Source organism: Kluyvera ascorbata, from assembly GCF_023195735.1.
Classification (GTDB): domain Bacteria; phylum Pseudomonadota; class Gammaproteobacteria; order Enterobacterales; family Enterobacteriaceae; genus Kluyvera; species Kluyvera ascorbata.
Genome location: NZ_CP096201.1, coordinates 4,737,616 through 4,761,958, shown reverse-complemented (window position 1 = coordinate 4,761,958; position 24,343 = coordinate 4,737,616). Strand labels below are relative to the sequence as shown.

The 24,343-nt window shown below is 55.9% G+C and carries 19 protein-coding genes, 1 tRNA gene, 3 rRNA genes, 1 pseudogene and 1 riboswitch; of the genes and pseudogenes, 13 read left to right on the top strand and 11 right to left on the bottom strand.

Annotated elements, in window-relative coordinates:
* Positions 1-167: 167 nt before the first annotated feature.
* From thiH to MY052_RS22720, 7 genes are all read right to left on the bottom strand, one after another.
* The gene (gene thiH, locus MY052_RS22750; RefSeq protein ID WP_248537910.1) at positions 168-1,298 is read right to left on the bottom strand and encodes a 2-iminoacetate synthase ThiH; all 1,131 of its coding nucleotides are present in this window, start codon (positions 1,296-1,298) and stop codon (positions 168-170) included.
* A complete protein-coding gene (gene thiG / locus MY052_RS22745) occupies positions 1,295-2,065 on the bottom strand; it encodes a thiazole synthase (protein WP_248537909.1) in 771 nt (256 codons plus the stop codon). The genes thiH and thiG overlap by 4 nt, the downstream gene beginning before the upstream one ends.
* A 1-nt stretch (position 2,066) precedes the next feature.
* Positions 2,067-2,267: a sulfur carrier protein ThiS gene (gene thiS / locus MY052_RS22740; RefSeq protein ID WP_202216776.1), complete on the bottom strand. Its 201-nt coding sequence runs from the start codon at positions 2,265-2,267 to the stop codon at positions 2,067-2,069.
* The gene (locus MY052_RS22735) at positions 2,248-3,006 is read right to left on the bottom strand and encodes a HesA/MoeB/ThiF family protein (protein ID WP_248537908.1); all 759 of its coding nucleotides are present in this window, start codon (positions 3,004-3,006) and stop codon (positions 2,248-2,250) included. The genes thiS and MY052_RS22735 overlap by 20 nt, the downstream gene beginning before the upstream one ends.
* Positions 2,999-3,634: a thiamine phosphate synthase gene (gene thiE, locus MY052_RS22730; protein ID WP_035896385.1), complete on the bottom strand. Its 636-nt coding sequence runs from the start codon at positions 3,632-3,634 to the stop codon at positions 2,999-3,001. The genes MY052_RS22735 and thiE overlap by 8 nt, the downstream gene beginning before the upstream one ends.
* Positions 3,634-5,532, bottom strand: coding sequence for a phosphomethylpyrimidine synthase ThiC (gene thiC / locus MY052_RS22725; protein WP_123652738.1), 1,899 nt, complete (start codon positions 5,530-5,532; stop codon positions 3,634-3,636). Before thiC ends, thiE begins: the two co-directional genes overlap by 1 nt.
* Positions 5,533-5,615: 83 nt before the next feature.
* Positions 5,616-5,725, bottom strand: a riboswitch (TPP riboswitch).
* 53 nt (positions 5,726-5,778) lie between these two features.
* Complete coding sequence (locus MY052_RS22720) at positions 5,779-6,264, bottom strand: Rsd/AlgQ family anti-sigma factor (RefSeq protein ID WP_035896387.1); 486 nt, start codon at positions 6,262-6,264, stop codon at positions 5,779-5,781.
* A 97-nt stretch (positions 6,265-6,361) separates the two neighbouring features.
* On the opposite strand from MY052_RS22720, the gene nudC reads away from it, so the two are divergent.
* The 6 genes and pseudogenes from nudC to MY052_RS22690 all read left to right on the top strand — a co-directional run bounded on the left by nudC (position 6,362) and on the right by MY052_RS22690 (position 10,705).
* Positions 6,362-7,135, top strand: a complete 774-nt coding sequence (nudC, locus tag MY052_RS22715; protein WP_123652739.1) for an NAD(+) diphosphatase — start codon at positions 6,362-6,364, stop codon at positions 7,133-7,135.
* Between the two features lie 40 nt (positions 7,136-7,175).
* Positions 7,176-8,240, top strand: coding sequence for a uroporphyrinogen decarboxylase (gene hemE, locus MY052_RS22710; protein ID WP_248537907.1), 1,065 nt, complete (start codon positions 7,176-7,178; stop codon positions 8,238-8,240).
* 9 nt (positions 8,241-8,249) lie between these two features.
* Positions 8,250-8,917, top strand: a pseudogene (nfi, locus tag MY052_RS22705) (deoxyribonuclease V).
* 33 nt (positions 8,918-8,950) lie between these two features.
* On the top strand, positions 8,951-9,541 hold the full coding sequence (locus tag MY052_RS22700; RefSeq protein ID WP_035896391.1) for a YjaG family protein: 591 nt from the start codon (positions 8,951-8,953) through the stop codon (positions 9,539-9,541).
* Positions 9,542-9,727: 186 nt separating this feature from the next.
* Positions 9,728-10,000, top strand: coding sequence for a nucleoid-associated protein HU-alpha (gene hupA, locus MY052_RS22695; RefSeq protein WP_001044509.1), 273 nt, complete (start codon positions 9,728-9,730; stop codon positions 9,998-10,000).
* A 12-nt stretch (positions 10,001-10,012) separates the two neighbouring features.
* A complete protein-coding gene (locus MY052_RS22690; RefSeq protein WP_248538978.1) occupies positions 10,013-10,705 on the top strand; it encodes a DUF1481 domain-containing protein in 693 nt (230 codons plus the stop codon).
* A 2-nt stretch (positions 10,706-10,707) separates the two neighbouring features.
* On the opposite strand, the gene zraP is transcribed toward MY052_RS22690, so the two are convergent.
* Positions 10,708-11,142 carry a zinc resistance sensor/chaperone ZraP gene (gene zraP / locus MY052_RS22685; RefSeq protein WP_248537906.1) on the bottom strand — a complete coding sequence of 145 codons (435 nt, stop codon included), beginning with the start codon at positions 11,140-11,142 and terminating at the stop codon, positions 10,708-10,710.
* 251 nt (positions 11,143-11,393) lie between these two features.
* Between zraP and zraS the strand changes: the two genes are divergently transcribed.
* Together zraS and zraR are read left to right on the top strand one after the other, a co-directional pair.
* Positions 11,394-12,773, top strand: a complete 1,380-nt coding sequence (gene zraS / locus MY052_RS22680; RefSeq protein ID WP_248537905.1) for a two-component system sensor histidine kinase ZraS — start codon at positions 11,394-11,396, stop codon at positions 12,771-12,773.
* The gene (zraR, locus tag MY052_RS22675; RefSeq protein WP_248537904.1) at positions 12,770-14,101 is read left to right on the top strand and encodes a sigma-54-dependent response regulator transcription factor ZraR; all 1,332 of its coding nucleotides are present in this window, start codon (positions 12,770-12,772) and stop codon (positions 14,099-14,101) included. The genes zraS and zraR overlap by 4 nt, the downstream gene beginning before the upstream one ends.
* Here the strand turns inward: zraR and purD are convergent.
* Both purD and purH read right to left on the bottom strand, forming a co-directional pair.
* Positions 14,098-15,387 (bottom strand): phosphoribosylamine--glycine ligase, encoded by a 1,290-nt coding sequence (purD, locus tag MY052_RS22670; protein ID WP_248537903.1) that lies wholly within the window; start codon positions 15,385-15,387, stop codon positions 14,098-14,100. The two genes, zraR and purD, sit on opposite strands and share 4 nt — an antisense overlap.
* A gap of 15 nt (positions 15,388-15,402) precedes the next feature.
* Positions 15,403-16,992, bottom strand: coding sequence for a bifunctional phosphoribosylaminoimidazolecarboxamide formyltransferase/IMP cyclohydrolase (gene purH / locus MY052_RS22665; RefSeq protein ID WP_248537902.1), 1,590 nt, complete (start codon positions 16,990-16,992; stop codon positions 15,403-15,405).
* Between the two features lie 619 nt (positions 16,993-17,611).
* Here purH and MY052_RS22660 point away from each other — a divergent pair.
* The 4 genes from MY052_RS22660 (at position 17,612) to rrf (ending at position 22,649) form a co-directional block, all read left to right on the top strand.
* Positions 17,612-19,151 (top strand): 16S ribosomal RNA (locus tag MY052_RS22660).
* A gap of 85 nt (positions 19,152-19,236) precedes the next feature.
* Positions 19,237-19,312, top strand: a tRNA-Glu gene (locus tag MY052_RS22655).
* 219 nt (positions 19,313-19,531) lie between these two features.
* Positions 19,532-22,439 (top strand): 23S ribosomal RNA (locus MY052_RS22650).
* A gap of 94 nt (positions 22,440-22,533) precedes the next feature.
* A 5S ribosomal RNA gene (gene rrf, locus MY052_RS22645) occupies positions 22,534-22,649 on the top strand.
* Together the 16S, 23S and 5S rRNA genes with 1 tRNA gene alongside form the textbook arrangement of a ribosomal RNA operon.
* Positions 22,650-22,790: 141 nt before the next feature.
* On the opposite strand, the gene MY052_RS22640 is transcribed toward rrf, so the two are convergent.
* Positions 22,791-23,228 carry an acetyltransferase gene (locus MY052_RS22640; RefSeq protein ID WP_035897897.1) on the bottom strand — a complete coding sequence of 146 codons (438 nt, stop codon included), beginning with the start codon at positions 23,226-23,228 and terminating at the stop codon, positions 22,791-22,793.
* 152 nt (positions 23,229-23,380) lie between these two features.
* Here MY052_RS22640 and metA point away from each other — a divergent pair, with 152 nt between their 5' ends.
* Positions 23,381-24,310 (top strand): homoserine O-acetyltransferase MetA, encoded by a 930-nt coding sequence (gene metA / locus MY052_RS22635; RefSeq protein WP_202216769.1) that lies wholly within the window; start codon positions 23,381-23,383, stop codon positions 24,308-24,310.
* Positions 24,311-24,343: the final 33 nt, after the last annotated feature.

Sequence of the window (24,343 nt, the reverse complement as noted above, 5' to 3'; positions counted from 1 at the left end):
ATTTATAACTTGATAATTATACTTTATTGGTGTGAAGATGAATATTTGTTCTAAATATATAGATTAAATCACTGCTTATAATCGGTTTTTATGAAATATTCTTTCGTTAAAATCGAAGGAAGGGCAGTAAAAAAACAAATACTGCCCTGAAGAAGTGTAGCCAATTTTCAGCGCGCTGTGCTGCGCCCCAACCAATTATCCCAGTCTTTCCAGACCGGCTGTAGTCCACGAGCGGTAAGTGCATCCGCGACTTCGGCAGGTGTTCTGGCATCGTGCGGTGAGAATTGTTCGAGCTCCGGGCGATTGTCGGCGTAGCCACCAGGCTGTGTTTTCGAAAACGCGCTGACATTGTTGATGGCGAGTGGAATCACGCGGTCACGGAACCACGGTGATTCGCGTGTGGAGAGCGACAGCTCCGTTTCCGGGGAGAACAGGCGGAACGCGCAAATAGTTTGTACTAGTTGACGTTCATCCATCAACGATGCAGGCTCAATGCCGCCTGCGCACGGACGTAGCCGTGGGAAAGAGATGGAATAACGGCTTTGCCAGTAACGCTGCTGTAGCCACATCAGGTGCTCGGCAACCATAAAACAGTCCACCCGCCAGCTATCGGAAAGGCCAATCAGCGCGCCGAGGCCGATTTTATCGATCCCCGCTTGCCCCAGACGGTCCGGCGTATCGAGCCGCCAGAAGAAATCCTGCTTTTTGCCTTTCAGATGGTGCTGCGCGTACATCGCTTCATGGTAGGTCTCCTGATAGACCATCACCCCATCCAGCCCCAGCGTTTTAAGCTCGGCATACTCTTCGGTAGCCAGCGGCTGCACTTCCATATGCAACGAGGCAAACTGCTGGCGAATATCCGGCAGGTGGCGACGGAAGTAGTCCATGCCCACCTTACTTTGGTGTTCGCCGGTAACCAGCAGGAGATGCTCAAACCCCATCTCGCGTATCGCCGCGCACTCGCGGGCGATTTCCGCTTCATCCAGCGTCTTGCGTTTAATACGGTTGCTCATGGAGAAGCCGCAGTAGGTACAGTCGTTGGCGCAGAGGTTCGAGAGATAAAGCGGCACGTAGAAGCTGACGGTATTGCCAAAGCGTTGGCGGGTGAGCTTTTGCGCCCGCTGCGCCATGGGTTCCAGATAGTCGGCAGCAGCGGGGGAGAGCAGGGCCATCAGATCGTCGCGGCTAAGCTGTGAAGCGCCGAGCGCCCGTTCCACGTCGGCGGCCGTTTTGCCGTTGATGCGTAAACGGATGTCGTCCCATTCCAGCTGTCGCCAGCGGTCGCTGAACGTTTTCATGCCAGCGCCTCCAGAAAGCCGGTTAATGGGCTGGTGGCGCTTGCCTGTGTGCTTCGATTTCCCGGCACCGCCTGACGCGCCAGCAGCCCGGCTTCTACTGCCAGACGGAAGGCGGTCGCCATGGTCACCGGATCGTCCGCCACGGCAATGGCCGTGTTGACCAGCACCGCATCAGCACCCATCTCCAGCGCCTGCGCCGCGTGGCTAGGCACGCCGATCCCGGCATCCACCACCACCGGTACGGTGGCCTGTTGGATGATAATCTCCAGCATGGCTTTGGTTTCCAGCCCCTGATTAGATCCGATAGGCGCACCCAGCGGCATCACTGCCGCACAGCCAACTTCTTCCAGACGCTTGCACAGCACCGGGTCCGCGCCGCAGTAGGGCAGTACCACAAAGCCTTGCTTCACCAGCGCTTCGGCGGCCTTCAGCGTTTCAATCGGGTCTGGCAGCAGCCAGCGGGCATCGGGGTGAATTTCGAGCTTCAGCCAGCTTGTTCCCAGCGCCTCACGCGCCAGTTGGGCGGCGAAGATGGCTTCTTCGGCGGTTTTGGCTCCCGAGGTGTTGGGCAGCAGCGTTACGCCCGCGTCAACCAGCGGGGCAAGGATGGCGTCGTTGTGCTGACGTAAATCGACCCGCTTCATCGCCAGCGTCACCAGTTGGCTGCCGGAGGCGCGAATGGCTTCGACCATCAGCGAGGACGAGGCAAATTTGCCGGTGCCGGTGAACAGATGTGAATCAAACGTTTTGTCCGCAATGCGTAACATATCAACCCCCTGCAATAACCTGAAAGAGCAGGATCTGGTCGCCTTCCTGCACGATGTGCTGCTGCCACTGGTCGCGTGGCAGAATCTGTTGGTTCAGCGCCAGCGCGGTACCCGGCTTGAGCTGATTAAGCGTGGCGAGCAGCTCGCTGACGGTTTGTCCCTCGGCGCACTGCATTGCTTCATCATTGAACTGAATCTGCATGTCGCCCCCCGCATACCGGGCAGCCTACGGCGCGACGCAGCGCGAGGCTCCGCCACTGGCTGGTTTTGCCGTCAAACAGGCGCAGCTCGCCGCTCGGCGTGTCGATACCGCTCAGCAGCTTAATGGCCTCCAGCGCCTGTAACGTGCCCATCACACCTACCACGGGGCCGACGATGCCCGCCGTGCGACAGTTACGCTCCGGCTCGGCATCATCCGGCCACAGGCAGCGGTAGCAGCCTTGCTCCCACGGAGGTGTCAGCACCATTATCTGGCCGCCAAAGCCGACGGCGCTGGCGGTGACGAGCGGCGTATTGAGCGCCACGCAGGCGGCGTTGATCGCCTGACGTGTCGCCATGTTGTCGGTGCAGTCGAGCACCACGTCGGCGCGCGCTACTGCGTGACGCAGCGCGTCGCCGCTCAGCCGCTGCTCTAGCGCCACCAGGTCGATATCCGGGTTCAGCCGCGCCAGCCGCTGCTGAGTGACCTGCGATTTTGCGCGGGCAATATCGTCGGTGGTGAACAGGATTTGCCGCTGCAGGTTGCTGAGGTGCACCTCATCGTCGTCCGCCAGCGTCAGCGTGCCGACGCCCGCACCGGCCAGATACAGCGCGGCGGGCGAGCCCAGACCGCCTAATCCGACAATCAGCACATGGCTGCCGAGCAGCTTTTGCTGCCCTTCAATGGCGATATCACCGAGCAGGATCTGCCGGCTATAACGCATAAAGTCGCGGTCATTCATCGCCGACTCCCGCTATTGCCAGCAGTTGCGCCGTGGCTTCACGCCAGTCCGCCGCCTGGGTAATGGCGCTGACCACGGCAATACTGCCCACGCCGGTCGCCAGCACGTCAGGCGCCCGCGCAAGGCTGATGCCGCCGATGGCGACGGTTGGATAGTCGGCCAGACGCGCAATATGACCCGCCAGCTGCGTCAGCCCCTGCGGTGCGGAAGGCATTTGCTTGGTTTGGGTTGGGAAGACGTGGCCCAGCGCGATATACGACGGGCGAGCGGCGATCGCTATATCAATCTCCATATCATCGTGGGTTGATACGCCAAGGCGGAGGCCCGCGGCCTGGATGGCTTTCAGGTCGGTGGTTTCCAGATCTTCCTGACCCAGATGCACCCCGTAGGCGCGATGCTTGATAGCCAATCTCCAGTAGTCGTTGATAAACAGCCGGGCGTCATAACGGCGCCCCAACGCGATGGCGGCAATCACATCCGCTTCGACCTCATCATCGCGTTTGTCTTTGATACGCAGTTGGATAGTGCGCACGCCAGCCTCCAGCAGGCGCTCAATCCACTGCACGCTGTCCACCACCGGATAGAGCCCGAGGCGGAACGGTACCGTTGGGAAATCGGGCTGATACATCAGGCCTCCTCGCGTTTCAGGTAGATTTCACCGCCTTTGGCGCGGAAGTTCTCCGACATATCCGCCATGCCCACTTCAATGGTCTGAGCGGCGGCGTAGTCGCGCACTTCCTGGCTGATTTTCATCGAGCAGAATTTCGGCCCGCACATGGAACAGAAGTGAGCGACTTTACCGGACTCCTGCGGCAGCGTTTCATCGTGGTAGGCGCGAGCGGTGAATGGGTCGAGCGCGAGGTTAAACTGATCTTCCCAGCGGAATTCAAAGCGCGCTTTCGACATCGCGTTATCGCGGATCTGCGCGCCCGGGTGTCCTTTCGCCAGGTCGGCGGCGTGAGCGGCAATCTTGTAGGTAATCAGCCCCTGCTTTACGTCTTCTTTGTTCGGCAAGCCGAGGTGCTCTTTCGGCGTGACGTAGCAGAGCATGGCGCAGCCAAACCAGCCAATCATTGCGGCGCCAATACCGGAGGTGAAGTGGTCGTAGCCCGGCGCGATGTCGGTGGTCAACGGCCCTAAGGTGTAGAACGGCGCTTCGTGGCAGTGCTCCAGCTCTTCGGTCATGTTGCGCTGAATCATCTGCATCGGCACGTGGCCCGGGCCTTCAATCATCACCTGCACGTCATACTCCCAGGCGATTTTGGTCAGCTCGCCCAGCGTATGGAGCTCGGAGAACTGCGCTTCGTCGTTAGCATCCTGAATTGAGCCAGGGCGTAGACCATCGCCCAGCGACAGCGACACGTCGTAGGCCGCGCAGATTTCACAGATTTCGCGGAAGTGTTGGTAGAGGAAGTTTTCCTGATGATGGGAAAGGCACCATTTCGCCATGATGGAGCCGCCGCGTGACACAATGCCGGTCAGGCGTTTCGCAGTCATTGGCACATAGCGCAGCAGCACGCCCGCGTGAATGGTGAAGTAATCCACGCCCTGTTCGGCCTGCTCCAGCAGCGTATCGCGGAAGGCTTCCCAGGTCAGATCTTCGGCGATCCCGTTAACCTTCTCCAGCGCCTGGTAGATCGGCACGGTGCCGATCGGAACTGGGCTGTTACGCAGGATCCATTCGCGGGTTTCGTGGATATAGCGGCCGGTCGACAGGTCCATCACCGTATCCGCGCCCCAGCGGGTAGACCACACCAGTTTTTCCACTTCCTCTTCAATGGAGGACGTCACCGCTGAGTTACCGATATTGGCGTTGACCTTCACGAGGAAGTTACGGCCGATGATCATGGGCTCAGATTCCGGGTGGTTGATATTGGCAGGAATGATGGCGCGTCCGGCGGCCACTTCATCGCGCACGAATTCTGGCGTGATGTTTTCCGGCAGGCGCGCACCAAAGGCCATGCCCGGATGCTGGTGACGTAATACTTCGCTGCGAATGCGCTCGCGTCCCATGTTTTCGCGGATGGCGATGAACTCCATTTCCGGCGTCACAATCCCCTGACGGGCATAGTGAAGTTGGGTAACGCATTTACCCGCTTTGGCGCGCTTTGGCGTCAACAGGCCGCTGAAGCGGAGATCGTCCAGACCGTCATCGGCCAGACGTTCTTTGGTGTAGGCGGAGCTACGGTCGTCCAGCTCTTCGCTGTCATCGCGGGCGGCAATCCATGGCTGGCGCAGCTTGGCGAGACCCTGCTGAACGTTAATCGCCACGTCCGGGTCACCATAAGGGCCGGATGTGTCGTACACCGGCACCGCTTCATTGTCTTCGAACTGTGGGTTCTCTTTATTGCCGCCAATCAGCGTGGGGCTCAGCTGAATTTCGCGCATCGGAATGCGGATATCGGGCTGCGAACCGGTGATGTAGATACGTTGGGAATTCGGGAACGCGGTGCCTTCCAGGGTATCAATAAAGCGTTGGGCCTGGGCGCGCTGCTCGCGGCGTGATGGTTTAGTAGTGACAGACATAGCTCATTCCAGATAAAAGTAAGGATATGGCTTGTCAGACGACGGATGAAGCAAGAGAGAAGATCGCCCTAGGGCGATGCGACTATAGATTGACTCTTGTTCCCTTCGCAGGTCTTAACCTGATCAGGTTCCGCGGATCCCGAATTAACGGTCTCAGCCCGTGCTTGCGCACTGGGCACTCCGACAAGAAGTAACCTCAAATGATGAGAGGTAATGAATGTAAACTACTCGTTAATGCGGCAAATCTCAAGCCGGGCGTTTGATTTCATCCGGGCCGAGCGCCTCGAAGGTCAGCATGATGAGCTGGTCTTCTAACAAAAAGCGGGCCTCCAGCGCTTCACCGATATCGGACAGCGCCTGCTGGAATTCATACACGTTATCCTGGTCGATAGCGTTCTCCAGCGTAGAGTCGTAGTAGTCCATAATTTGTTGAGTATTGGCATCCAGCAGCGGCCAGATTTTACTGGCGTTTAAAAGCGGACTGTCGCCTTCCATTTTATGGATAATGCGTTCATAAATACTGAAATGACCGGCAGACAAATAGTCGACCAGGCGCTGACAAAAGTCATCAAGCGCTTTCTCGTTAAGACGCATGAACGATTCTTTGCCAGGCTTAAGGCCAACCAGATTGTAGTAAGCTACGAGCAGGTGCTTACGAATATTCAGCCAACGGTCGACCAGTTTGTGGTGTCCATGAATTCTCTCTTTTAGACTTTCTAACTGGTTTAACATAGGTTGACCCCGCATCGATAAGATTAAAATCTGCTCACGTCATTATGTAATAATAATGTTAACAACATGCCTGTGAAGCAAAGGTAGCGCAAGAGATATGGATCGTATAATTGAAAAATTGGATCGCGGCTGGTGGATAGTCAGCCACGAACAAAAATTATGGTTGCCCGGCGGGGAATTACCATATGGCGAAGCGGTAAATTTCGATCTTGTGGGTCAGCACGCACTCCAGATTGGCGAGTGGGAAGGCTCTCCGGTGTGGCTGGTACAGCAGCAGAAGCGTCATGATATGGGCACCGTGCGCCAGGTTCTTGACCAGGACGTCGGCCTGTTCCAGCTTGCTGGGCGCGGCGTGCAGCTGGCGGAGTTTTACCGTTCGCACAAATTCTGCGGCTACTGCGGCCACACTATGCACCCAAGCAAAACCGAATGGGCCATGCTGTGCAGCCACTGCCGTGAACGCTACTACCCGCAGATTGCACCGTGCATTATCGTCGCCATTCGCCGCGACGACTCCATTCTGCTTGCCCAACACGTTCGCCATCGCAACGGCGTGCATACCGTGCTGGCCGGTTTTGTCGAAGTGGGCGAAACCTTAGAGCAGGCGGTGGCGCGTGAAGTGATGGAAGAGAGCGGCATTAAGGTGAAGAACCTGCGCTACATCACCTCCCAGCCCTGGCCGTTCCCGCAGTCGCTGATGACCGCGTTTATGGCGGAGTATGACAGCGGCGACATTGTTATCGATCCCAAAGAGTTGCTTAACGCCAACTGGTATCGCTATGACGATCTGCCGCTTCTGCCACCACCGGGTACGGTGGCGCGTCGTCTGATCGAAGATACGGTGGCAATGTGTCGGGCCGAATACGACTGACATGTTACAATAGGCGCATCAACGCTAAAGGAATGTAAAAATGACCGAACTGAAGAACGATCGTTATCTGCGTGCGCTGCTGCGCCAGCCCGTTGATGTGACGCCGGTATGGATGATGCGCCAGGCAGGCCGTTATTTACCGGAATATAAAGCCACGCGCGCGCAGGCGGGCGATTTTATGTCGCTGTGCAAAAACGCCGAGCTGGCCTGCGAAGTGACGCTGCAGCCGCTGCGTCGCTACCCGCTTGATGCGGCGATCCTCTTCTCGGATATCCTGACCATTCCGGATGCGATGGGGCTGGGACTCTATTTTGAAGCTGGGGAAGGCCCGCGCTTTACCTCGCCAATCACCAGTAAAGCGGATGTAGAAAAGCTGCCGATTCCAGACCCAGAAGGTGAGCTGGGCTACGTGATGAACGCAGTGCGCACCATTCGCCGTGAGCTGAAGGGCGAAGTGCCGCTGATTGGTTTCTCCGGTAGCCCGTGGACGCTGGCGACCTATATGGTGGAAGGCGGCAGCAGCAAAGCCTTTACCGTGATTAAAAAGATGATGTACGCCGACCCTAAAGCGCTGCATCTGCTGCTCGACAAGCTGGCGCAGAGCGTCACGCTGTACCTCAACGCGCAGATTAAAGCCGGCGCGCAGTCGGTGATGATTTTCGATACCTGGGGTGGCGTGCTGACCGGGCGCGACTATCAGCAGTTCTCGCTGTACTACATGCACAAAATCGTTGATGGCCTGCTGCGTGAAAATGACGGTCGCCGCGTGCCGGTGACGCTGTTCACCAAAGGTGGCGGTCAGTGGCTGGAAGCCATGGCGGAAACCGGCTGCGATGCGCTGGGGCTCGACTGGACTACCGATATCGCCGATGCGCGCCGTCGTGTGGGCCATAAAGTGGCGCTACAGGGCAATATGGACCCGTCCATGCTCTACGCGCCTGCGGCGCGCATTGAAGAAGAAGTGGCGACGATTCTGGCCGGTTTTGGTCAGGGCGAAGGCCACGTCTTCAACCTGGGCCACGGTATTCATCAGGACGTGCCGCCAGAACACGCGGGCGTCTTCGTTGAAGCGGTGCACCGCCTGTCGGCGCAGTACCACCGCTAAGGCCGTCACGTGGATCTCGCGTCGCTGCGCGCGCAGCAACTGGATCTGGCGTCATCGGTGATCCGGGACGATCGTTTTGACGGCGATCCTCCGGATCTGATCGGCGGTGCCGACGTAGGCTTTGAGCTGGGCGGCGAAGTGACGCGAGCGGCGATGGTATTGCTGAAGTATCCATCGCTTGAGCTCGTGGAATATCAGGTGGCGCGTATTGCCACCACCATGCCGTATATCCCCGGTTTTCTCTCTTTTCGCGAAACCCCGGCCTTAATGGCGGCATGGCAGCAGCTTTCGCAAAAGCCAGACTTGCTGTTTGTCGACGGTCATGGCATTTCGCATCCTCGCCGTTTGGGCGTTGCTAGCCATTTTGGTTTGCTGGCGGATGTTCCCACCATTGGCGTGGCGAAAAAGCGGCTGTGCGGTAAGTTTGAGCCGCTCCCGCCAGAAGCAGGCGCGCTCGCGCCGCTAATCGACAAAGGCGAACAGCTGGCATGGGTCTGGCGTAGCAAAGTGCGCTGCAACCCGCTGTTTATCTCCACGGGGCACCGCGTAAGCCTCGGGAGCGCTCTGGCCTGGGTACAGCGCTGCACCCAGGGCTACCGCCTGCCGGAACCCACGCGCTGGGCAGATGCCGTTCGGCTTTTACGCGGCTTGCAGCAAAAATGCCCCATATCGGGTAAACTGCGTCTAATTTCCGTATTTGAGAACTCATCATGTTACAAAACCCGATTCATCTGCGTCTGGAGAAGCTGGAAAGCTGGCAGCACGTCACTTTCATGGCCTGCCTGTGTGAACGCATGTACCCGAACTACGCCATGTTCTGCAAAGAGTCGGAATTTGGTGAGCCGCAGGTGTACCGCCGTATTCTCGACCTCATCTGGGAAACCCTGACGGTCAAAGACGCGAAGGTGAACTTCGACAGCCAGCTGGAAAAACTGGAAGAGGCAATTCCGGCAGCCGACGATTACGACATGTACGGCGTTTACCCGGCGATCGATGCTTGCGTGGCATTAAGTGAATTAATTCACTCTCGCCTGAGCGGCGAAACGCTCGAACACGCGATCGAAGTCAGTAAGAGTTCTATTACTTCCGTCGCGATGCTGGAAATGACCCAGGCTGGTCGCGAAATGACCGATGAAGAGCTGCGTTTGAACCCTGCTGTAGAGCAAGAATGGGACATTCAGTGGGAGATTTTCCGCCTTTTAGCCGAGTGTGAAGAACGCGATATTGAACTGATTAAAGGGCTACGCGCAGACCTCCGCGAGGCCGGCGAGAGCAATATTGGTATAATTTTTCAGCAATGAGACAACAAAACGTGATTTACCGCCTGAATTGTAATGCCTGAAGGCTTCACATCTGCCCCCCGTCTGGTCTACATTTGGAGGGCGAAAAAAAGTGGCTATCGGTGCGTGTATGCAGGAGAGTGCTTTTATGGCATTTTCGTCGCACTCGATGCTTAGCAAGCGATAAACACATTGTAAGGATAACTTATGAACAAGACTCAACTGATTGATGTAATTGCGGACAAGGCTGAACTGTCTAAAACCCAGGCTAAAGCTGCACTGGAATCCACCCTGGCTGCTATTACTGAGTCTCTGAAAGAAGGTGATGCTGTACAACTGGTTGGTTTCGGTACCTTCAAAGTGAACCACCGCGCTGAGCGTACTGGCCGCAACCCGCAGACCGGTAAAGAAATCAAAATCGCCGCAGCTAACGTGCCGGCATTTGTTTCTGGCAAAGCACTGAAAGACGCAGTTAAGTAAGACCGCGTGGCAGTGAACAGTTTTAAAGAAGGGGCGGCTTCGCCCCTTTCGTTCATCTGGCGCCGTTTACCGGCGCTGGCTGGTGTACTGTTGCTCACTGCCTGCAGCCATAACAGCACGCTGCCTCCTTTCACCGCCAGCGGCTACGCTGATACGCAGGGTGCGGTGCGCATCTGGCGTAAAGATAGCGGCGGCGAGACCCATCTTCTGGCTACGCTAAGCCCGTGGCACAGCGGCAATACCTCGACCAGTGAATACCGCTGGCAGGATGACAAACTGCAGCTGATTGAACTCAATATCTACGGCAAACCGTCCGAACATATTCGCGCCCGTTTCGATAGCAACGGCGAGCTGAGCTTCATGCAGCGGGAAATTGACGGGCAGAAACAGCAGCTCTCCAGCGACCAGGTGGCGCTCTATCGCTACCGTGCCGAGCAGATCCGCCAGACCAGCGACGCGCTGCGGCTGGGGAAAGTGGTGCTACGTCAGGGGCGCTGGCATGCCGATGGCTCCGTCACCACCTGTGAAGGCGAAACGGTGAAGCCTGATTTCGACTCCCGCGCCCTGGGGCATATTGCGAGCCGCCAGAGCCGTTCGTCCGCTGAAGTGAGCATTGCCTGGCTGGAAGCCCCGGAAGGCACGCAGCTCCTGCTGGTGGCGAACGAAGACTACTGCACCTGGCAGCCGACCGAAAAGAGTTTCTAGGCCTACCAGCGGTTCATGCCGCCCATATGGCCGCCACCGTTGTATCCCCCCTGACAACCCATCCCACCGTGACGGGGAATGCCGGCCTGCGCCATGGCCACATCAAACTTCACCCGCTGATTATCCAGCTTCTGTCGTAGTGTCTCCATCTCCTGCGCCACGCTTTCTATTTTGGCGCTATCCGGCTTATCGGCCGTCAACAGCGCATTGTACTCATAGCGCTTAGAGGTGAGCTGCTGTCGCAGCGCGCTGGTCTGATTGTAAAAATCATTATGCAGCTTCTGGGCCGTAGCCTGCTGTGCATCGGTAAGCTGGCTGTAGCCACCGCTATCGCCGTTGTTTCCCCAGTGATGTGGCCCCGCTAACGCCGCCCCGCTGGTGAAGGTGAACGCGGCAACGGCTAAGAGAGTAAGCGTCAGATTGTTGTTCCGTTTCATGGTTGATTCTCCTGTGGTGTGGTTATCTTAGCTATTGCATCTTCCGTGCCAGACCGACAAACCGAGATAATGACGGGGTTTTCAGGCCGTTCGCGGCGACGGGCGAGTAAAAATGACCCGCGTAAGCCTAACCAGCGGGTTATTTTTACTCGTTGAAGCAAGGCGTTTGTGTTCGCGTGCCGGTTTAGCGAGCGCGAAAAATGGCATGATTTCTGCTGAGGGATAGTGACGGGAAAAGAGAAGGAAGCCCCATGAGCCTCATACGTTTACAGAAGGATTCGATAACCACCGGCATTAGCTGGCTGCTGACCAGCGTGATTTTGCTGCTGGTCTGCCTGTTCTCTGCGCTTATCGTGCGTGACTACGGACGGGAAAACGCATCGGCGCGGCAGGCCATTCAGGAAAAAGGCAGCGTGCTTATCCGCGCGCTGGAGTCCGGCGCACGCGTAGGCATGGGGATGCGCATGCATCATGCCCAGCTTCAGGCAATGCTGGAAGAGATGGCCTGGCAGCCTGGCGTGCTGTGGTTTGCCGTCACCGATGAACAAGGGACGGTGATGGCCCATAGTGACCCGCAGCAGGTGGGCAAGGCGCTCTATGATGCGCAGCAGATGCGCCAACTTCAGGTTGGCGACACGGTGCGCGAGCGCCGCGTTGAATCGCCAGAACCGGCGCTGGAGCTCTACCGGACATTTCGCCCGCTGGACAGCGGCAACGGCCACCACATGCGCATGATGATGCGACGTAACGTAGTCGATGTCCCGCAGGTGATTTTTATCGCGTTTGATGTGCGTGAGCTCGATGCCGAGCAGGCGCGCGGGCTACGTAATGTGATAGTGATGCTGTGCGCCGCCGGGCTGGTGATGGTGGCGACTCTCCTCGCGCAGTTCTGGTTTCGTCGCTACCAGCGTTCACGCAAGCTATTACAGGAAGCGACCCATCGCAGAGAAAAGCTGGTGGCCTTAGGTCATCTGGCAGCCGGTGTGGCGCATGAAATCCGTAACCCGCTCTCCTCGATTAAAGGGCTGGCTAAGTACTTTGCTGAACGCACGCCGCCGGGAGGAGAGGCCTACGCGCTGGCGCAGGTGATGGCGAAAGAGGCGGACCGTCTGAATCGCGTGGTCAGTGACCTGCTGGAGCTGGTGCGTCCGGCACATTTAAAATGGCAGTTGGTGGATCTCAACCTGGTGATTACCCACTCGCTACAGCTGGTCAGCCAGGATGCGCGCGATAGGGAGATTACGCTGCGGTTCACCCCACATCCTGCGCTACGCTGCATTCAGGCCGACCCGGACCGGCTGAATCAGGTGCTGCTGAATCTCTATCTCAACGCGATTCAGGCGATAGGGCACGGCGGCGTGATTACGGTAACGGCGAGCGAGTGTAGCGACGGGCGCGTGAAGGTGAGCGTCGCCGATAACGGTAAGGGAATGACGGCCGAGCAGCTGGACGCAATTTTTACCCCGTACTTCACCACCAAAGCCGACGGCACCGGTCTTGGGCTCGCGGTGGTACAGAACATTATCGAGCAGCACGGCGGCACGATTCATGCCGACAGCCATCCCGGCGAGGGAGCCATATTTACCCTCTACCTGCCGGTTAATGAGCAACAAAAGGAACAGCAAGGATGAGCGTAGAAAAGGTCGATATTCTGGTGGTGGACGATGATATCAGCCACTGCACTATTCTTGAGGCGCTGCTGCGCGGCTGGGGATATCAGGTCTCGCTGGCACATAATGGCCGGGAGGCGCTGGAGCAGGTGCGCCAGCGGGTATTTGATTTAGTGCTCTGCGATATCCGCATGGCGGAGATGGACGGCATTGAAACGCTCAAAGAGATAAAAACCTGGAATCCGTCGATCCCGGTGCTGATCATGACCGCCTACTCCAGCGTGGGGACGGCGGTTGAGGCGCTAAAATCTGGTGCGCTGGATTACCTCATCAAGCCGTTAGACTTCGATAACCTACAGCAAACGCTCGCGCGGGCATTGGTGCATACCTTGCAGCCTGACGGCGTGGTTGAGGCTTCTCCCGCGGCTCAATTCGGGATGGTTGGCGATAGCCCGGCAATGCAGGCGCTGCTGCACAATATCATCCTGGTTGCCCCTTCTGATGCCACCGTGTTGATTCACGGCGAATCGGGCACCGGTAAAGAGCTGGTGGCGCGAGCCCTGCATGCCAGCAGCGCGCGCGGCGATGGGCCGCTGGTGACGCTGAACTGCGCGGCGCTCAATGAATCTTTGCTGGAGTCTGAACTGTTCGGCCACGAGAAAGGTGCGTTTACCGGCGCGGATAAACGGCGGGAAGGGCGCTTTGTACAAGCGAGTGGCGGAACCTTATTCCTCGATGAAATTGGTGATATCTCACCGCTGATGCAGGTACGCCTGCTGCGTGCGATTCAGGAACGTGAAGTGCAGCGCGTGGGCAGTAACCAGACTATTTCGGTGGATGTCCGCCTGATTGCCGCGACCCATCGCGATCTAGCTGAAGAGGTCAGCGCCGGGCGCTTTCGCCAGGATCTCTATTACCGGCTGAACGTGGTGACCATCGACATGCCGCCGCTGCGTCGGCGCCGCGAAGATATTCCCTCCCTCGCGCACCACTTCCTGAAACGCTACGCCGAGCGAAACCGTAAAGCGGTGCAAGGATTTACCCCGCAGGCGATGGATTTGCTGATTCACTACGACTGGCCGGGCAATATTCGCGAGCTGGAAAATGCGGTGGAGCGGGCGGTGGTACTGCTGACGGGAGAATATGTCTCTGAGCGCGAGCTGCCGCTGGCGATTGTGGGTACGCCGGTACCGATTTTGTCGTCGGCCTATGATGAGATACTGCCGCTGGTGGAGGTGGAAAAAGAGGTCATCCTGGCGGCGCTCGAAAAAACGGGCGGCAACAAAACTGAAGCCGCCCGTCAGTTGGGCATTACGCGCAAAACGCTGCTGGCAAAGCTTAGCCGTTAGTTCTGCTCACGCTCGATGGCGCGCCAGCCGATGTCGCGGCGGCTGAAGCTGCCGTCCCAGTGGATGTCGGTCATTAAGGCATAAGCGCGTTGCTGCGCTTCTGCTACGGTGTGGCCCAGTGCGGTAGCGCACAGCACGCGGCCGCCGCTGGTCAGCACGCGGTCGTCGTCGGCGAGTTTGGTGCCCGCATGGAAGACCTTACCGTCGGTTGAGGATTCCAGCGGCAGACCGTGGATCTCATCACCGGTGTTGTAGTGGCCAGGGTAACCACCCGCGGCAATCACCACGCCCAGCGAAGCGCGTTCGTCCCACTCGGAGGTTTTCTCATCCAGCTTGCCGTCGCAGGCGGCCAGGCAAAGATCCACCAGATCCGACTTCATGCGCAGCATGATCGGCTGAGTTTCCGGATCGCCAAAGCGGCAGTTGAACTCGATAACCTTCGGGTTGCCCTGTTTATCGATCATCAGACCGGCATACAGGAAACCGGTGTAGGTATTCCCTTCCGCCGCCATACCTTTTACGGTTGGCCAGATGATCCGTTCCATGGTGCGCTGGTGGACTTCATCGGTCACCACCGGTGCCGGAGAGTATGCCCCCATGCCGCCGGTGTTCGGGCCGGTGTCGCCGTTGCCTACGCGTTTGTGGTCCTGGCTGGTCGCCATCGGCAGTACGTGCTCGCCGTCGACCATCACGATAAAACTCGCTTCTTCACCGTCGAGGAACTCTTCGATAACGATACGGTGACCCGCGTCGCCAAAGGCGTTACCGGCCAGCATGTCGTGAATGGCGGCTTCGGCTTCTTCGAGAGTCATCGCGACGATAACGCCTTTACCGGCGGCCAGGCCGTCGGCTTTGATAACGATCGGCGCGCCTTTTTCGCGCAGGTATGCCAGAGCAGGCTTAACTTCGGTGAAGTTCTGATATTCCGCCGTCGGAATCTGGTGACGGGCAAGGAAATCTTTGGTGAAGGCTTTGGAGCCTTCCAGCTGCGCGGCACCTTCGGTTGGCCCGAAGATTTTCAGGCCAGCGGCGCGGAACGCATCGACCACGCCAATCACCAGCGGCGCTTCCGGGCCGACGATGGTCAGGTCAATCTGCTCGTTTTGGGCAAAGCTTAGCAGTGCCGGAATATCGGTGACGCCGATAGCCACGTTCTGCAACGCGGGCTCCAGTGCGGTACCGGCGTTACCCGGTGCGACAAAAACGGTATCAACCAGCGGGGACTGCGCGGCTTTCCAGGCCAGCGCGTGTTCGCGCCCGCCGTTACCAATGACTAAAACTTTCATCGTCTGTTCCCTGAATTAATGGCGGAAGTGGCGCATATCGGTGAAGATCATCGCGATTCCGTGTTCGTCGGCGGCGGCAATCACTTCTTCGTCGCGGATAGAACCGCCAGGCTGGATAACGCAGCTCACGCCAACGGCGGCAGCAGCATCAATGCCATCACGGAACGGGAAGAACGCATCGGAAGCCATGGCGGAGCCTTTCACTTCCAGACCTTCATCAGACGCTTTAATGCCCGCGATTTTGGCGGAGTAAACGCGGCTCATCTGGCCTGCGCCTATACCGATGGTCATGTTCTCTTTGGCATACACAATGGCGTTGGATTTGACGAACTTCGCCACCTTCCAGCAGAACAGCGCATCGCGCAGCTCCTGCTCGGTTGGCTGACGTTTGGAAACCACGCGCAGTTCACCTTCGGTCACCATACCCAGGTCACGGTCCTGAACCAGCAGGCCGCCGTTAACGCGTTTAAAGTCGAGGCCCGGTACGCGCTGTGCCCACTGGCCGCAGGTCAGCACGCGAACGTTCTGTTTAGCGGCGGTGATCTTAAGCGCTTCTTCGGTCGCGGATGGGGCGATAATGACTTCCACGAACTGGCGGGAGATGATCGCCTGCGCGGTTTCAGCATCCAGCTCACGGTTAAAGGCGATGATGCCGCCGAACGCGGAGGTTGGGTCAGTTTTATAAGCGCGGTCGTAAGCGTCAAGAATAGAGGTGCTTACCGCCACGCCGCATGGGTTAGCGTGCTTGACGATAACGCAGGCCGGTTCGTTGAACTCTTTCACACACTCCAGCGCCGCATCGGTATCGGCGATGTTGTTATAAGAAAGCGCTTTACCCTGAACCTGCTGCGCGGTGGCAACGGACGCTTCTTTGACGTTCTCTTCTATATAGAAGGCAGCCTGCTGGTGGCTGTTCTCGCCGTAGCGCATATCCTGTTTCTTAATGAAGTTCAGGTTCAGCGTACGAGGGAAGCGACCGGCGGCTTCTTTGCTTTCGCCGTGGTAAGCCGGAACCATGCTGCCGAAGTAGTTGGCAATCATGCTGTCGTAGGCGGCGGTGTGTTCGAAAGCTTTAATCGCGAGATCGAAACGGGTGTTGAGGGTCAGAGAACCTTCGTTAGCATCCATCTCTTTAATAATGGCGTCGTAGTCGCTGCTCTTCACAACGATAGCCACATCTTTATGGTTCTTGGCGGCGGAGCGCACCATGGTCGGGCCGCCGATATCAATGTTCTCTACTGCATCTTCCAGCGAGCAGCCTTCGCGGGCGACGGTCTCGGCGAACGGATACAGGTTAACGACAACCATATCGATAGGAGCAATGTGGTGCTGTTCCATAATGGCATCGTCCTGGCCGCGACGACCGAGGATGCCACCGTGTACTTTTGGATGCAGGGTCTTTACGCGTCCATCCATCATTTCCGGGAAGCCGGTGTAATCGGAAACTTCGGTCACCGGCAGACCTTTCTCTGCTAACAGGCGCGCAGTGCCACCTGTAGACAGCAGCTCCACACCGCGTGCGGAAAGTGCCTGGGCGAATTCGATGATACCGGCCTTGTCAGAAACACTGAGCAGAGCGCGGCGGACTGGACGACGTTGTTGCATGGTAAATCCCCTGGATTTGACTATTACAGAGAGCGTTAGGTGAATTCTTGCGTAAAAACTCAGCTAACGCCCCTTACGGGGCATCCTTGTTTTGCGGGGGCATTGTAACGAAAACGTTTGCGCAACGCTCGCGAATTTTTCTCTTTACCTCAATTCCATTATTTCATCTCTATAGATGAGGGATAAAACCAGGTGACTCTCGAAAGAGATCCTTATTTTGTGGATAACTCTGTGTGTAAATGGGTATAAGGCGGGGTTCTGCTGGGGATTGCAGCAGTCAGTCATTTTTCTGTCATTTAAGGGTTGCGGCCCCAAGGAAACTCCCTATAATGCGCCTCCATCGACACGGCGGATGTGAATCACTTCACATTAACTAGCCGGGTTGATTGAAGAGAAAAACCTGAAAATGAGGGTTGACTCTGAAAGAGGAAAGCGTAATATACGCCACCTCGCAACAGTGAGCGAAAGCCGTGTTGCACTGCTCTTTAACAATTTATCAGACAATCTGTGTGGGCACTCGAAGATACGGATTCTTAACGTCGCAAGACGATAAATGAATACCAAGTCTCTGAGTGAACACGTAATTCATTACGAAGTTTAATTCACGAGCATCAAACTTAAATTGAAGAGTTTGATCATGGCTCAGATTGAACGCTGGCGGCAGGCCTAACACATGCAAGTCGAACGGTAGCACAGAGAGCTTGCTCTTGGGTGACGAGTGGCGGACGGGTGAGTAATGTCTGGGAAACTGCCCGATGGAGGGGGATAACTACTGGAAACGGTAGCTAATACCGCATAACGTCGCAAGACCAAAGTGGGGGACCTTCGGGCCTCACACCATCGGATGTGCCCAGATGGGATTAGCTGGTTGGTGAGGTAATGGCTCACCAAGGCGACGATCCCTAGCTGGTCTGAGAGGATGACCAGCCACACTGGAACTGAGACACGGTCCAGACTCCTACGGGAGGCAGCAGTGGGGAATATTGCACAATGGGCGCAAGCCTGATGCAGCCATGCCGCGTGTATGAAGAAGGCCTTCGGGTTGTAAAGTACTTTCAGCGAGGAGGAAGGCATTAAGGTTAATAACCTTAGTGATTGACGTTACTCGCAGAAGAAGCACCGGCTAACTCCGTGCCAGCAGCCGCGGTAATACGGAGGGTGCAAGCGTTAATCGGAATTACTGGGCGTAAAGCGCACGCAGGCGGTCTGTCAAGTCGGATGTGAAATCCCCGGGCTCAACCTGGGAACTGCATTCGAAACTGGCAGGCTAGAGTCTTGTAGAGGGGGGTAGAATTCCAGGTGTAGCGGTGAAATGCGTAGAGATCTGGAGGAATACCGGTGGCGAAGGCGGCCCCCTGGACAAAGACTGACGCTCAGGTGCGAAAGCGTGGGGAGCAAACAGGATTAGATACCCTGGTAGTCCACGCCGTAAACGATGTCTATTTGGAGGTTGTTCCCTTGAGGAGTGGCTTCCGGAGCTAACGCGTTAAATAGACCGCCTGGGGAGTACGGCCGCAAGGTTAAAACTCAAATGAATTGACGGGGGCCCGCACAAGCGGTGGAGCATGTGGTTTAATTCGATGCAACGCGAAGAACCTTACCTACTCTTGACATCCAGAGAACTTAGCAGAGATGCTTTGGTGCCTTCGGGAACTCTGAGACAGGTGCTGCATGGCTGTCGTCAGCTCGTGTTGTGAAATGTTGGGTTAAGTCCCGCAACGAGCGCAACCCTTATCCTTTGTTGCCAGCGGTTCGGCCGGGAACTCAAAGGAGACTGCCAGTGATAAACTGGAGGAAGGTGGGGATGACGTCAAGTCATCATGGCCCTTACGAGTAGGGCTACACACGTGCTACAATGGCATATACAAAGAGAAGCGACCTCGCGAGAGCAAGCGGACCTCATAAAGTATGTCGTAGTCCGGATTGGAGTCTGCAACTCGACTCCATGAAGTCGGAATCGCTAGTAATCGTAGATCAGAATGCTACGGTGAATACGTTCCCGGGCCTTGTACACACCGCCCGTCACACCATGGGAGTGGGTTGCAAAAGAAGTAGGTAGCTTAACCTTCGGGAGGGCGCTTACCACTTTGTGATTCATGACTGGGGTGAAGTCGTAACAAGGTAACCGTAGGGGAACCTGCGGTTGGATCACCTCCTTACCTTAAAGAAGCGTTCTTTGAAGTGCTCACACAGATTGTCTGATGAAAAGTAAATAGCAAGGCGTCTTGCGATTGAGACTTCAGTGTCCCCTTCGTCTAGAGGCCCAGGACACCGCCCTTTCACGGCGGTAACAGGGGTTCGAATCCCCTAGGGGACGCCACTTGCTGGTTTGTGAGTGAAAGTCGCCGACCCCAATATCTCAAAACTTACCTTCGGGTGACGTTTGAGATATTTGCTCTTTAAAAATCTGGATCAAGCTGAAAATTGAAACAGCACACTGAATTCTGTTCTCCGTAATAAGAACAGACTGAGGTGTGTTTGAGTCTCTCAAATTTTTGCAGCACGATGATGAATCGAAAGAAACATCTTCGGGTTGTGAGGTTAAGCGACTAAGCGTACACGGTGGATGCCCTGGCAGTCAGAGGCGATGAAGGACGTGCTAATCTGCGATAAGCGTCGGTAAGGTGATATGAACCGTTATAACCGACGATTTCCGAATGGGGAAACCCAGTGTGTTTCGACACACTATCATTACGTGAATACATAGCGTAATGAAGCGAACCGGGGGAACTGAAACATCTAAGTACCCCGAGGAAAAGAAATCAACCGAGATTCCCCCAGTAGCGGCGAGCGAACGGGGAGCAGCCCAGAGCCTGAATCAGCATGTGTGATAGTGGAACGGTATGGAAAGGCCGGCGATACAGGGTGATAGCCCCGTACACAAAATTGCATGTGTTGTGAGCTCGATGAGTAGGGCGGGACACGTGGTATCCTGTCTGAATATGGGGGGACCATCCTCCAAGGCTAAATACTCCTGACTGACCGATAGTGAACCAGTACCGTGAGGGAAAGGCGAAAAGAACCCCGGCGAGGGGAGTGAAAAAGAACCTGAAACCGTGTACGTACAAGCAGTGGGAGCATCCTTCGGGGTGTGACTGCGTACCTTTTGTATAATGGGTCAGCGACTTATATTCTGTAGCAAGGTTAACCGAATAGGGGAGCCGCAGGGAAACCGAGTCTTAACTGGGCGTTAAGTTGCAGGGTATAGACCCGAAACCCGGTGATCTAGCCATGGGCAGGTTGAAGGTTGGGTAACACTAACTGGAGGACCGAACCGACTAATGTTGAAAAATTAGCGGATGACTTGTGGCTGGGGGTGAAAGGCCAATCAAACCGGGAGATAGCTGGTTCTCCCCGAAAGCTATTTAGGTAGCGCCTCGTGAACTCATCTTCGGGGGTAGAGCACTGTTTCGGCTAGGGGGTCATCCCGACTTACCAACCCGATGCAAACTACGAATACCGAAGAATGTTATCACGGGAGACACACGGCGGGTGCTAACGTCCGTCGTGAAGAGGGAAACAACCCAGACCGCCAGCTAAGGTCCCAAAGTCACAGTTAAGTGGGAAACGATGTGGGAAGGCTCAGACAGCCAGGATGTTGGCTTAGAAGCAGCCATCATTTAAAGAAAGCGTAATAGCTCACTGGTCGAGTCGGCCTGCGCGGAAGATGTAACGGGGCTAAACTGTGCACCGAAGCTGCGGCAGCGACACTATGTGTTGTTGGGTAGGGGAGCGTTCTGTAAGCCTGCGAAGGTGTCCTGTGAGGGATGCTGGAGGTATCAGAAGTGCGAATGCTGACATAAGTAACGATAATGCGGGTGAAAAACCCGCACGCCGGAAGACCAAGGGTTCCTGTCCAACGTTAATCGGGGCAGGGTGAGTCGACCCCTAAGGCGAGGCCGAAAGGCGTAGTCGATGGGAAACAGGTTAATATTCCTGTACTTGGTGTTACTGCGAAGGGGGGACGGAGAAGGCTATGTTAGCCGGGCGACGGTTGTCCCGGTTTAAGCATGTAGGCGGGAAGTTTAGGTAAATCCGGACTTCTTTTAACGCTGAGGTGTGATGACGAGGCACTACGGTGCTGAAGTAACAAATGCCCTGCTTCCAGGAAAAGCCTCTAAGCATCAGGTAACATCAAATCGTACCCCAAACCGACACAGGTGGTCAGGTAGAGAATACCAAGGCGCTTGAGAGAACTCGGGTGAAGGAACTAGGCAAAATGGTGCCGTAACTTCGGGAGAAGGCACGCTGATATGTAGGTGAAGTGATTTACTCATGGAGCTGAAATCAGTCGAAGATACCAGCTGGCTGCAACTGTTTATTAAAAACACAGCACTGTGCAAACACGAAAGTGGACGTATACGGTGTGACGCCTGCCCGGTGCCGGAAGGTTAATTGATGGGGTTAGCGGCAACGCGAAGCTCTTGATCGAAGCCCCGGTAAACGGCGGCCGTAACTATAACGGTCCTAAGGTAGCGAAATTCCTTGTCGGGTAAGTTCCGACCTGCACGAATGGCGTAATGATGGCCAGGCTGTCTCCACCCGAGACTCAGTGAAATTGAACTCGCTGTGAAGATGCAGTGTACCCGCGGCAAGACGGAAAGACCCCGTGAACCTTTACTATAGCTTGACACTGAACACTGGTCCTTGATGTGTAGGATAGGTGGGAGGCTTTGAAGCGCGGACGCCAGTTCGTGTGGAGCCAACCTTGAAATACCACCCTTTAATGGCTGGTGTTCTAACGTAGACCCGTAATCCGGGTTGCGGACAGTGTCTGGTGGGTAGTTTGACTGGGGCGGTCTCCTCCTAAAGAGTAACGGAGGAGCACGAAGGTTAGCTAATCCTGGTCGGACATCAGGAGGTTAGTGCAAAGGCATAAGCTAGCTTGACTGCGAGAGTGACGGCTCGAGCAGGTGCGAAAGCAGGTCTTAGTGATCCGGTGGTTCTGTATGGAAGGGCCATCGCTCAACGGATAAAAGGTACTCCGGGGATAACAGGCTGATACCGCCCAAGAGTTCATATCGACGGCGGTGTTTGGCACCTCGATGTCGGCTCATCACATCCTGGGGCTGAAGTAGGTCCCAAGGGTATGGCTGTTCGCCATTTAAAGTGGTACGCGAGCTGGGTTTAGAACGTCGTGAGACAGTTCGGTCCCTATCTGCCGTGGGCGCTGGAGAATTGAGGGGGGCTGCTCCTAGTACGAGAGGACCGGAGTGGACGCATCACTGGTGTTCGGGTTGTCATGCCAATGGCATTGCCCGGTAGCTAAATGCGGAAAAGATAAGTGCTGAAAGCATCTAAGCACGAAACTTGCCCCAAGATGAGTTCTCCCTGACTCTTTAAGAGTCCTGAAGGAACGTTGAAGACGACGACGTTGATAGGCTGGGTGTGTAAGTGTAGCGATACATTGAGCTAACCAGTACTAATGAACCGTGAGGCTTAACCTTACAACGCCGAAGATGTTTTGGCGAAAGAGACATTGATTTCAGCTTGATTACAGATTACATCAGAACGCAAAAAGCGGTCTGATAACAGAATTTGCCTGGCGGCTGTAGCGCGGTGGTCCCACCTGACCCCATGCCGAACTCAGAAGTGAAACGCCGTAGCGCCGATGGTAGTGTGGGGTCTCCCCATGCGAGAGTAGGGAACTGCCAGGCATCAATTAAGTGAAGAAGCCCATCCTGACGGATGGGCTTTTTTGCGTCTGCGATTTAAAGGCCTGTAGGCCTGATAAGCGCAGCGCCATCAGGCACGCCCGGCGCACACTGCCGGATGGCGGCTTCGCCTTATCCGGCCTACTATTTGTGACGTAAATGCAGTAGCGGATACGGTCGGCCATGATCATCCATCTCCGACCGCCCAGTAACCTCAAATCCCATCTTCTGATAGAACCCTACCGCCTGCGCGTTCTGCTCGTTCACATCCGTCGTTAAATCGGCAATTAGCGCTAATGCATGCTCAACTAGCAGGCGTCCCACGCCGCTACCGCGAACATCGGGGTCGACAAACAGCGCCTCAAGATGGTGTTCAGAAAGCAGCATAAACGCCACCGGTACATCATCCGTATTTACCGCGACCCACAGCGGTGCGTCGGGCAGAAAGGCGCGCACCTGGGTCTCTATTGCTACTCTGTCCTTAGCGGACAGAAAATCATGCGTTGCATCAACCGAACGGCACCAGATAGCCACTAACCGCTCGCCCTCATGGCGCTGTGAACGTCGAATTATCACGGTAATACTCCTATCAGAATTGTTTCCGCATTCTACCGCAAGCGTGATTGAAACTTTCTCACCTTGAACATGCAGACTCGACATTTCGCGTATTTCTCGGTATTGTTAGCTGTCTGGATGTCTAAACGTTTATACGTATGCTGTGAGGTAATAAGGTTATGCCGATTCGGGTGCAGGACGAGCTACCAGCCGTCAATTTCTTGCGTGATGAGAACGTCTTTGTGATGACCACGTCGCGTGCTACAGGTCAGGAAATTCGTCCTTTGAAGGTACTGATCCTCAACCTGATGCCGAAGAAGATTGAGACAGAAAACCAGTTCCTACGCCTTCTGTCAAACTCACCGCTACAGCTGGATATTCAGCTCCTGCGTATCGATGCGCGCGAATCTCGCAACACGCCAACCGAACATTTAAATAATTTTTACTGCAATTTCGACGACATTCGCGACCAAAACTTCGATGGGTTGATCGTCACCGGTGCGCCGTTAGGCCTGGTGGAATTCAACGACGTTGCCTATTGGCCACAGATCCAGCAGGTGCTGGAATGGGCAAAAGATCACGTTACGTCGACGCTGTTTGTCTGTTGGGCGGTACAGGCCGCACTCAATATTCTCTACGGTATTCCAAAACAGACCCGCAGCGACAAACTCTCCGGCGTTTACCAACATCACATTCTTCACCCGCATGCCCTGCTGACTCGTGGTTTTGATGATAGCTTCCTGGCACCACACTCTCGCTATGCCGACTTCCCGGCGCAGCTGATCCGTGACTATACCGACCTGGAAATTCTCGCTGAAACGGAAGATGGTGACGCCTATCTGTTCGCCAGCAAAGATAAACGCATCGCTTTTGTTACCGGTCACCCGGAATATGATGCCCATACCCTGGCGAGTGAATTTTTCCGCGACGTGGATGCCGGTTTAACCCCGGAAGTACCCTATAACTACTTCCCGAAAGACGACCCTAATAACAAACCGCACGCCACCTGGCGCAGCCACGGAAACCTGCTGTTTGCCAACTGGCTCAACTACTACGTCTACCAGATCACACCGTACGATCTGCGGAATATGAACCCTACTCTGGATTGATCCTCTACTCTCCACGATCCTAAAGCGTTTCAG

Coding starts and splice junctions, on each gene's coding strand:
- thiE (WP_035896385.1), bottom strand. CDS start 3,634: ATGTATCAGCCCGATTTCCCAACGGTACCGTTCCGCCTCGGGCTCTAT.
- purH (WP_248537902.1), bottom strand. CDS start 16,992: ATGCAACAACGTCGTCCAGTCCGCCGCGCTCTGCTCAGTGTTTCTGAC.
- hemE (WP_248537907.1), top strand. CDS start 7,176: ATGACCGAACTGAAGAACGATCGTTATCTGCGTGCGCTGCTGCGCCAG.
- zraP (WP_248537906.1), bottom strand. CDS start 11,142: ATGAAACGGAACAACAATCTGACGCTTACTCTCTTAGCCGTTGCCGCG.
- metA (WP_202216769.1), top strand. CDS start 23,381: ATGCCGATTCGGGTGCAGGACGAGCTACCAGCCGTCAATTTCTTGCGT.
- zraR (WP_248537904.1), top strand. CDS start 12,770: ATGAGCGTAGAAAAGGTCGATATTCTGGTGGTGGACGATGATATCAGC.
- thiG (WP_248537909.1), bottom strand. CDS start 2,065: ATGTTACGCATTGCGGACAAAACGTTTGATTCACATCTGTTCACCGGC.
- purD (WP_248537903.1), bottom strand. CDS start 15,387: ATGAAAGTTTTAGTCATTGGTAACGGCGGGCGCGAACACGCGCTGGCC.
- hupA (WP_001044509.1), top strand. CDS start 9,728: ATGAACAAGACTCAACTGATTGATGTAATTGCGGACAAGGCTGAACTG.
- thiS (WP_202216776.1), bottom strand. CDS start 2,267: ATGCAGATTCAGTTCAATGATGAAGCAATGCAGTGCGCCGAGGGACAA.
- thiC (WP_123652738.1), bottom strand. CDS start 5,532: ATGTCTGTCACTACTAAACCATCACGCCGCGAGCAGCGCGCCCAGGCC.
- thiH (WP_248537910.1), bottom strand. CDS start 1,298: ATGAAAACGTTCAGCGACCGCTGGCGACAGCTGGAATGGGACGACATC.
- MY052_RS22700 (WP_035896391.1), top strand. CDS start 8,951: ATGTTACAAAACCCGATTCATCTGCGTCTGGAGAAGCTGGAAAGCTGG.
- MY052_RS22735 (WP_248537908.1), bottom strand. CDS start 3,006: ATGAATGACCGCGACTTTATGCGTTATAGCCGGCAGATCCTGCTCGGT.
- nudC (WP_123652739.1), top strand. CDS start 6,362: ATGGATCGTATAATTGAAAAATTGGATCGCGGCTGGTGGATAGTCAGC.
- zraS (WP_248537905.1), top strand. CDS start 11,394: ATGAGCCTCATACGTTTACAGAAGGATTCGATAACCACCGGCATTAGC.
- MY052_RS22720 (WP_035896387.1), bottom strand. CDS start 6,264: ATGTTAAACCAGTTAGAAAGTCTAAAAGAGAGAATTCATGGACACCAC.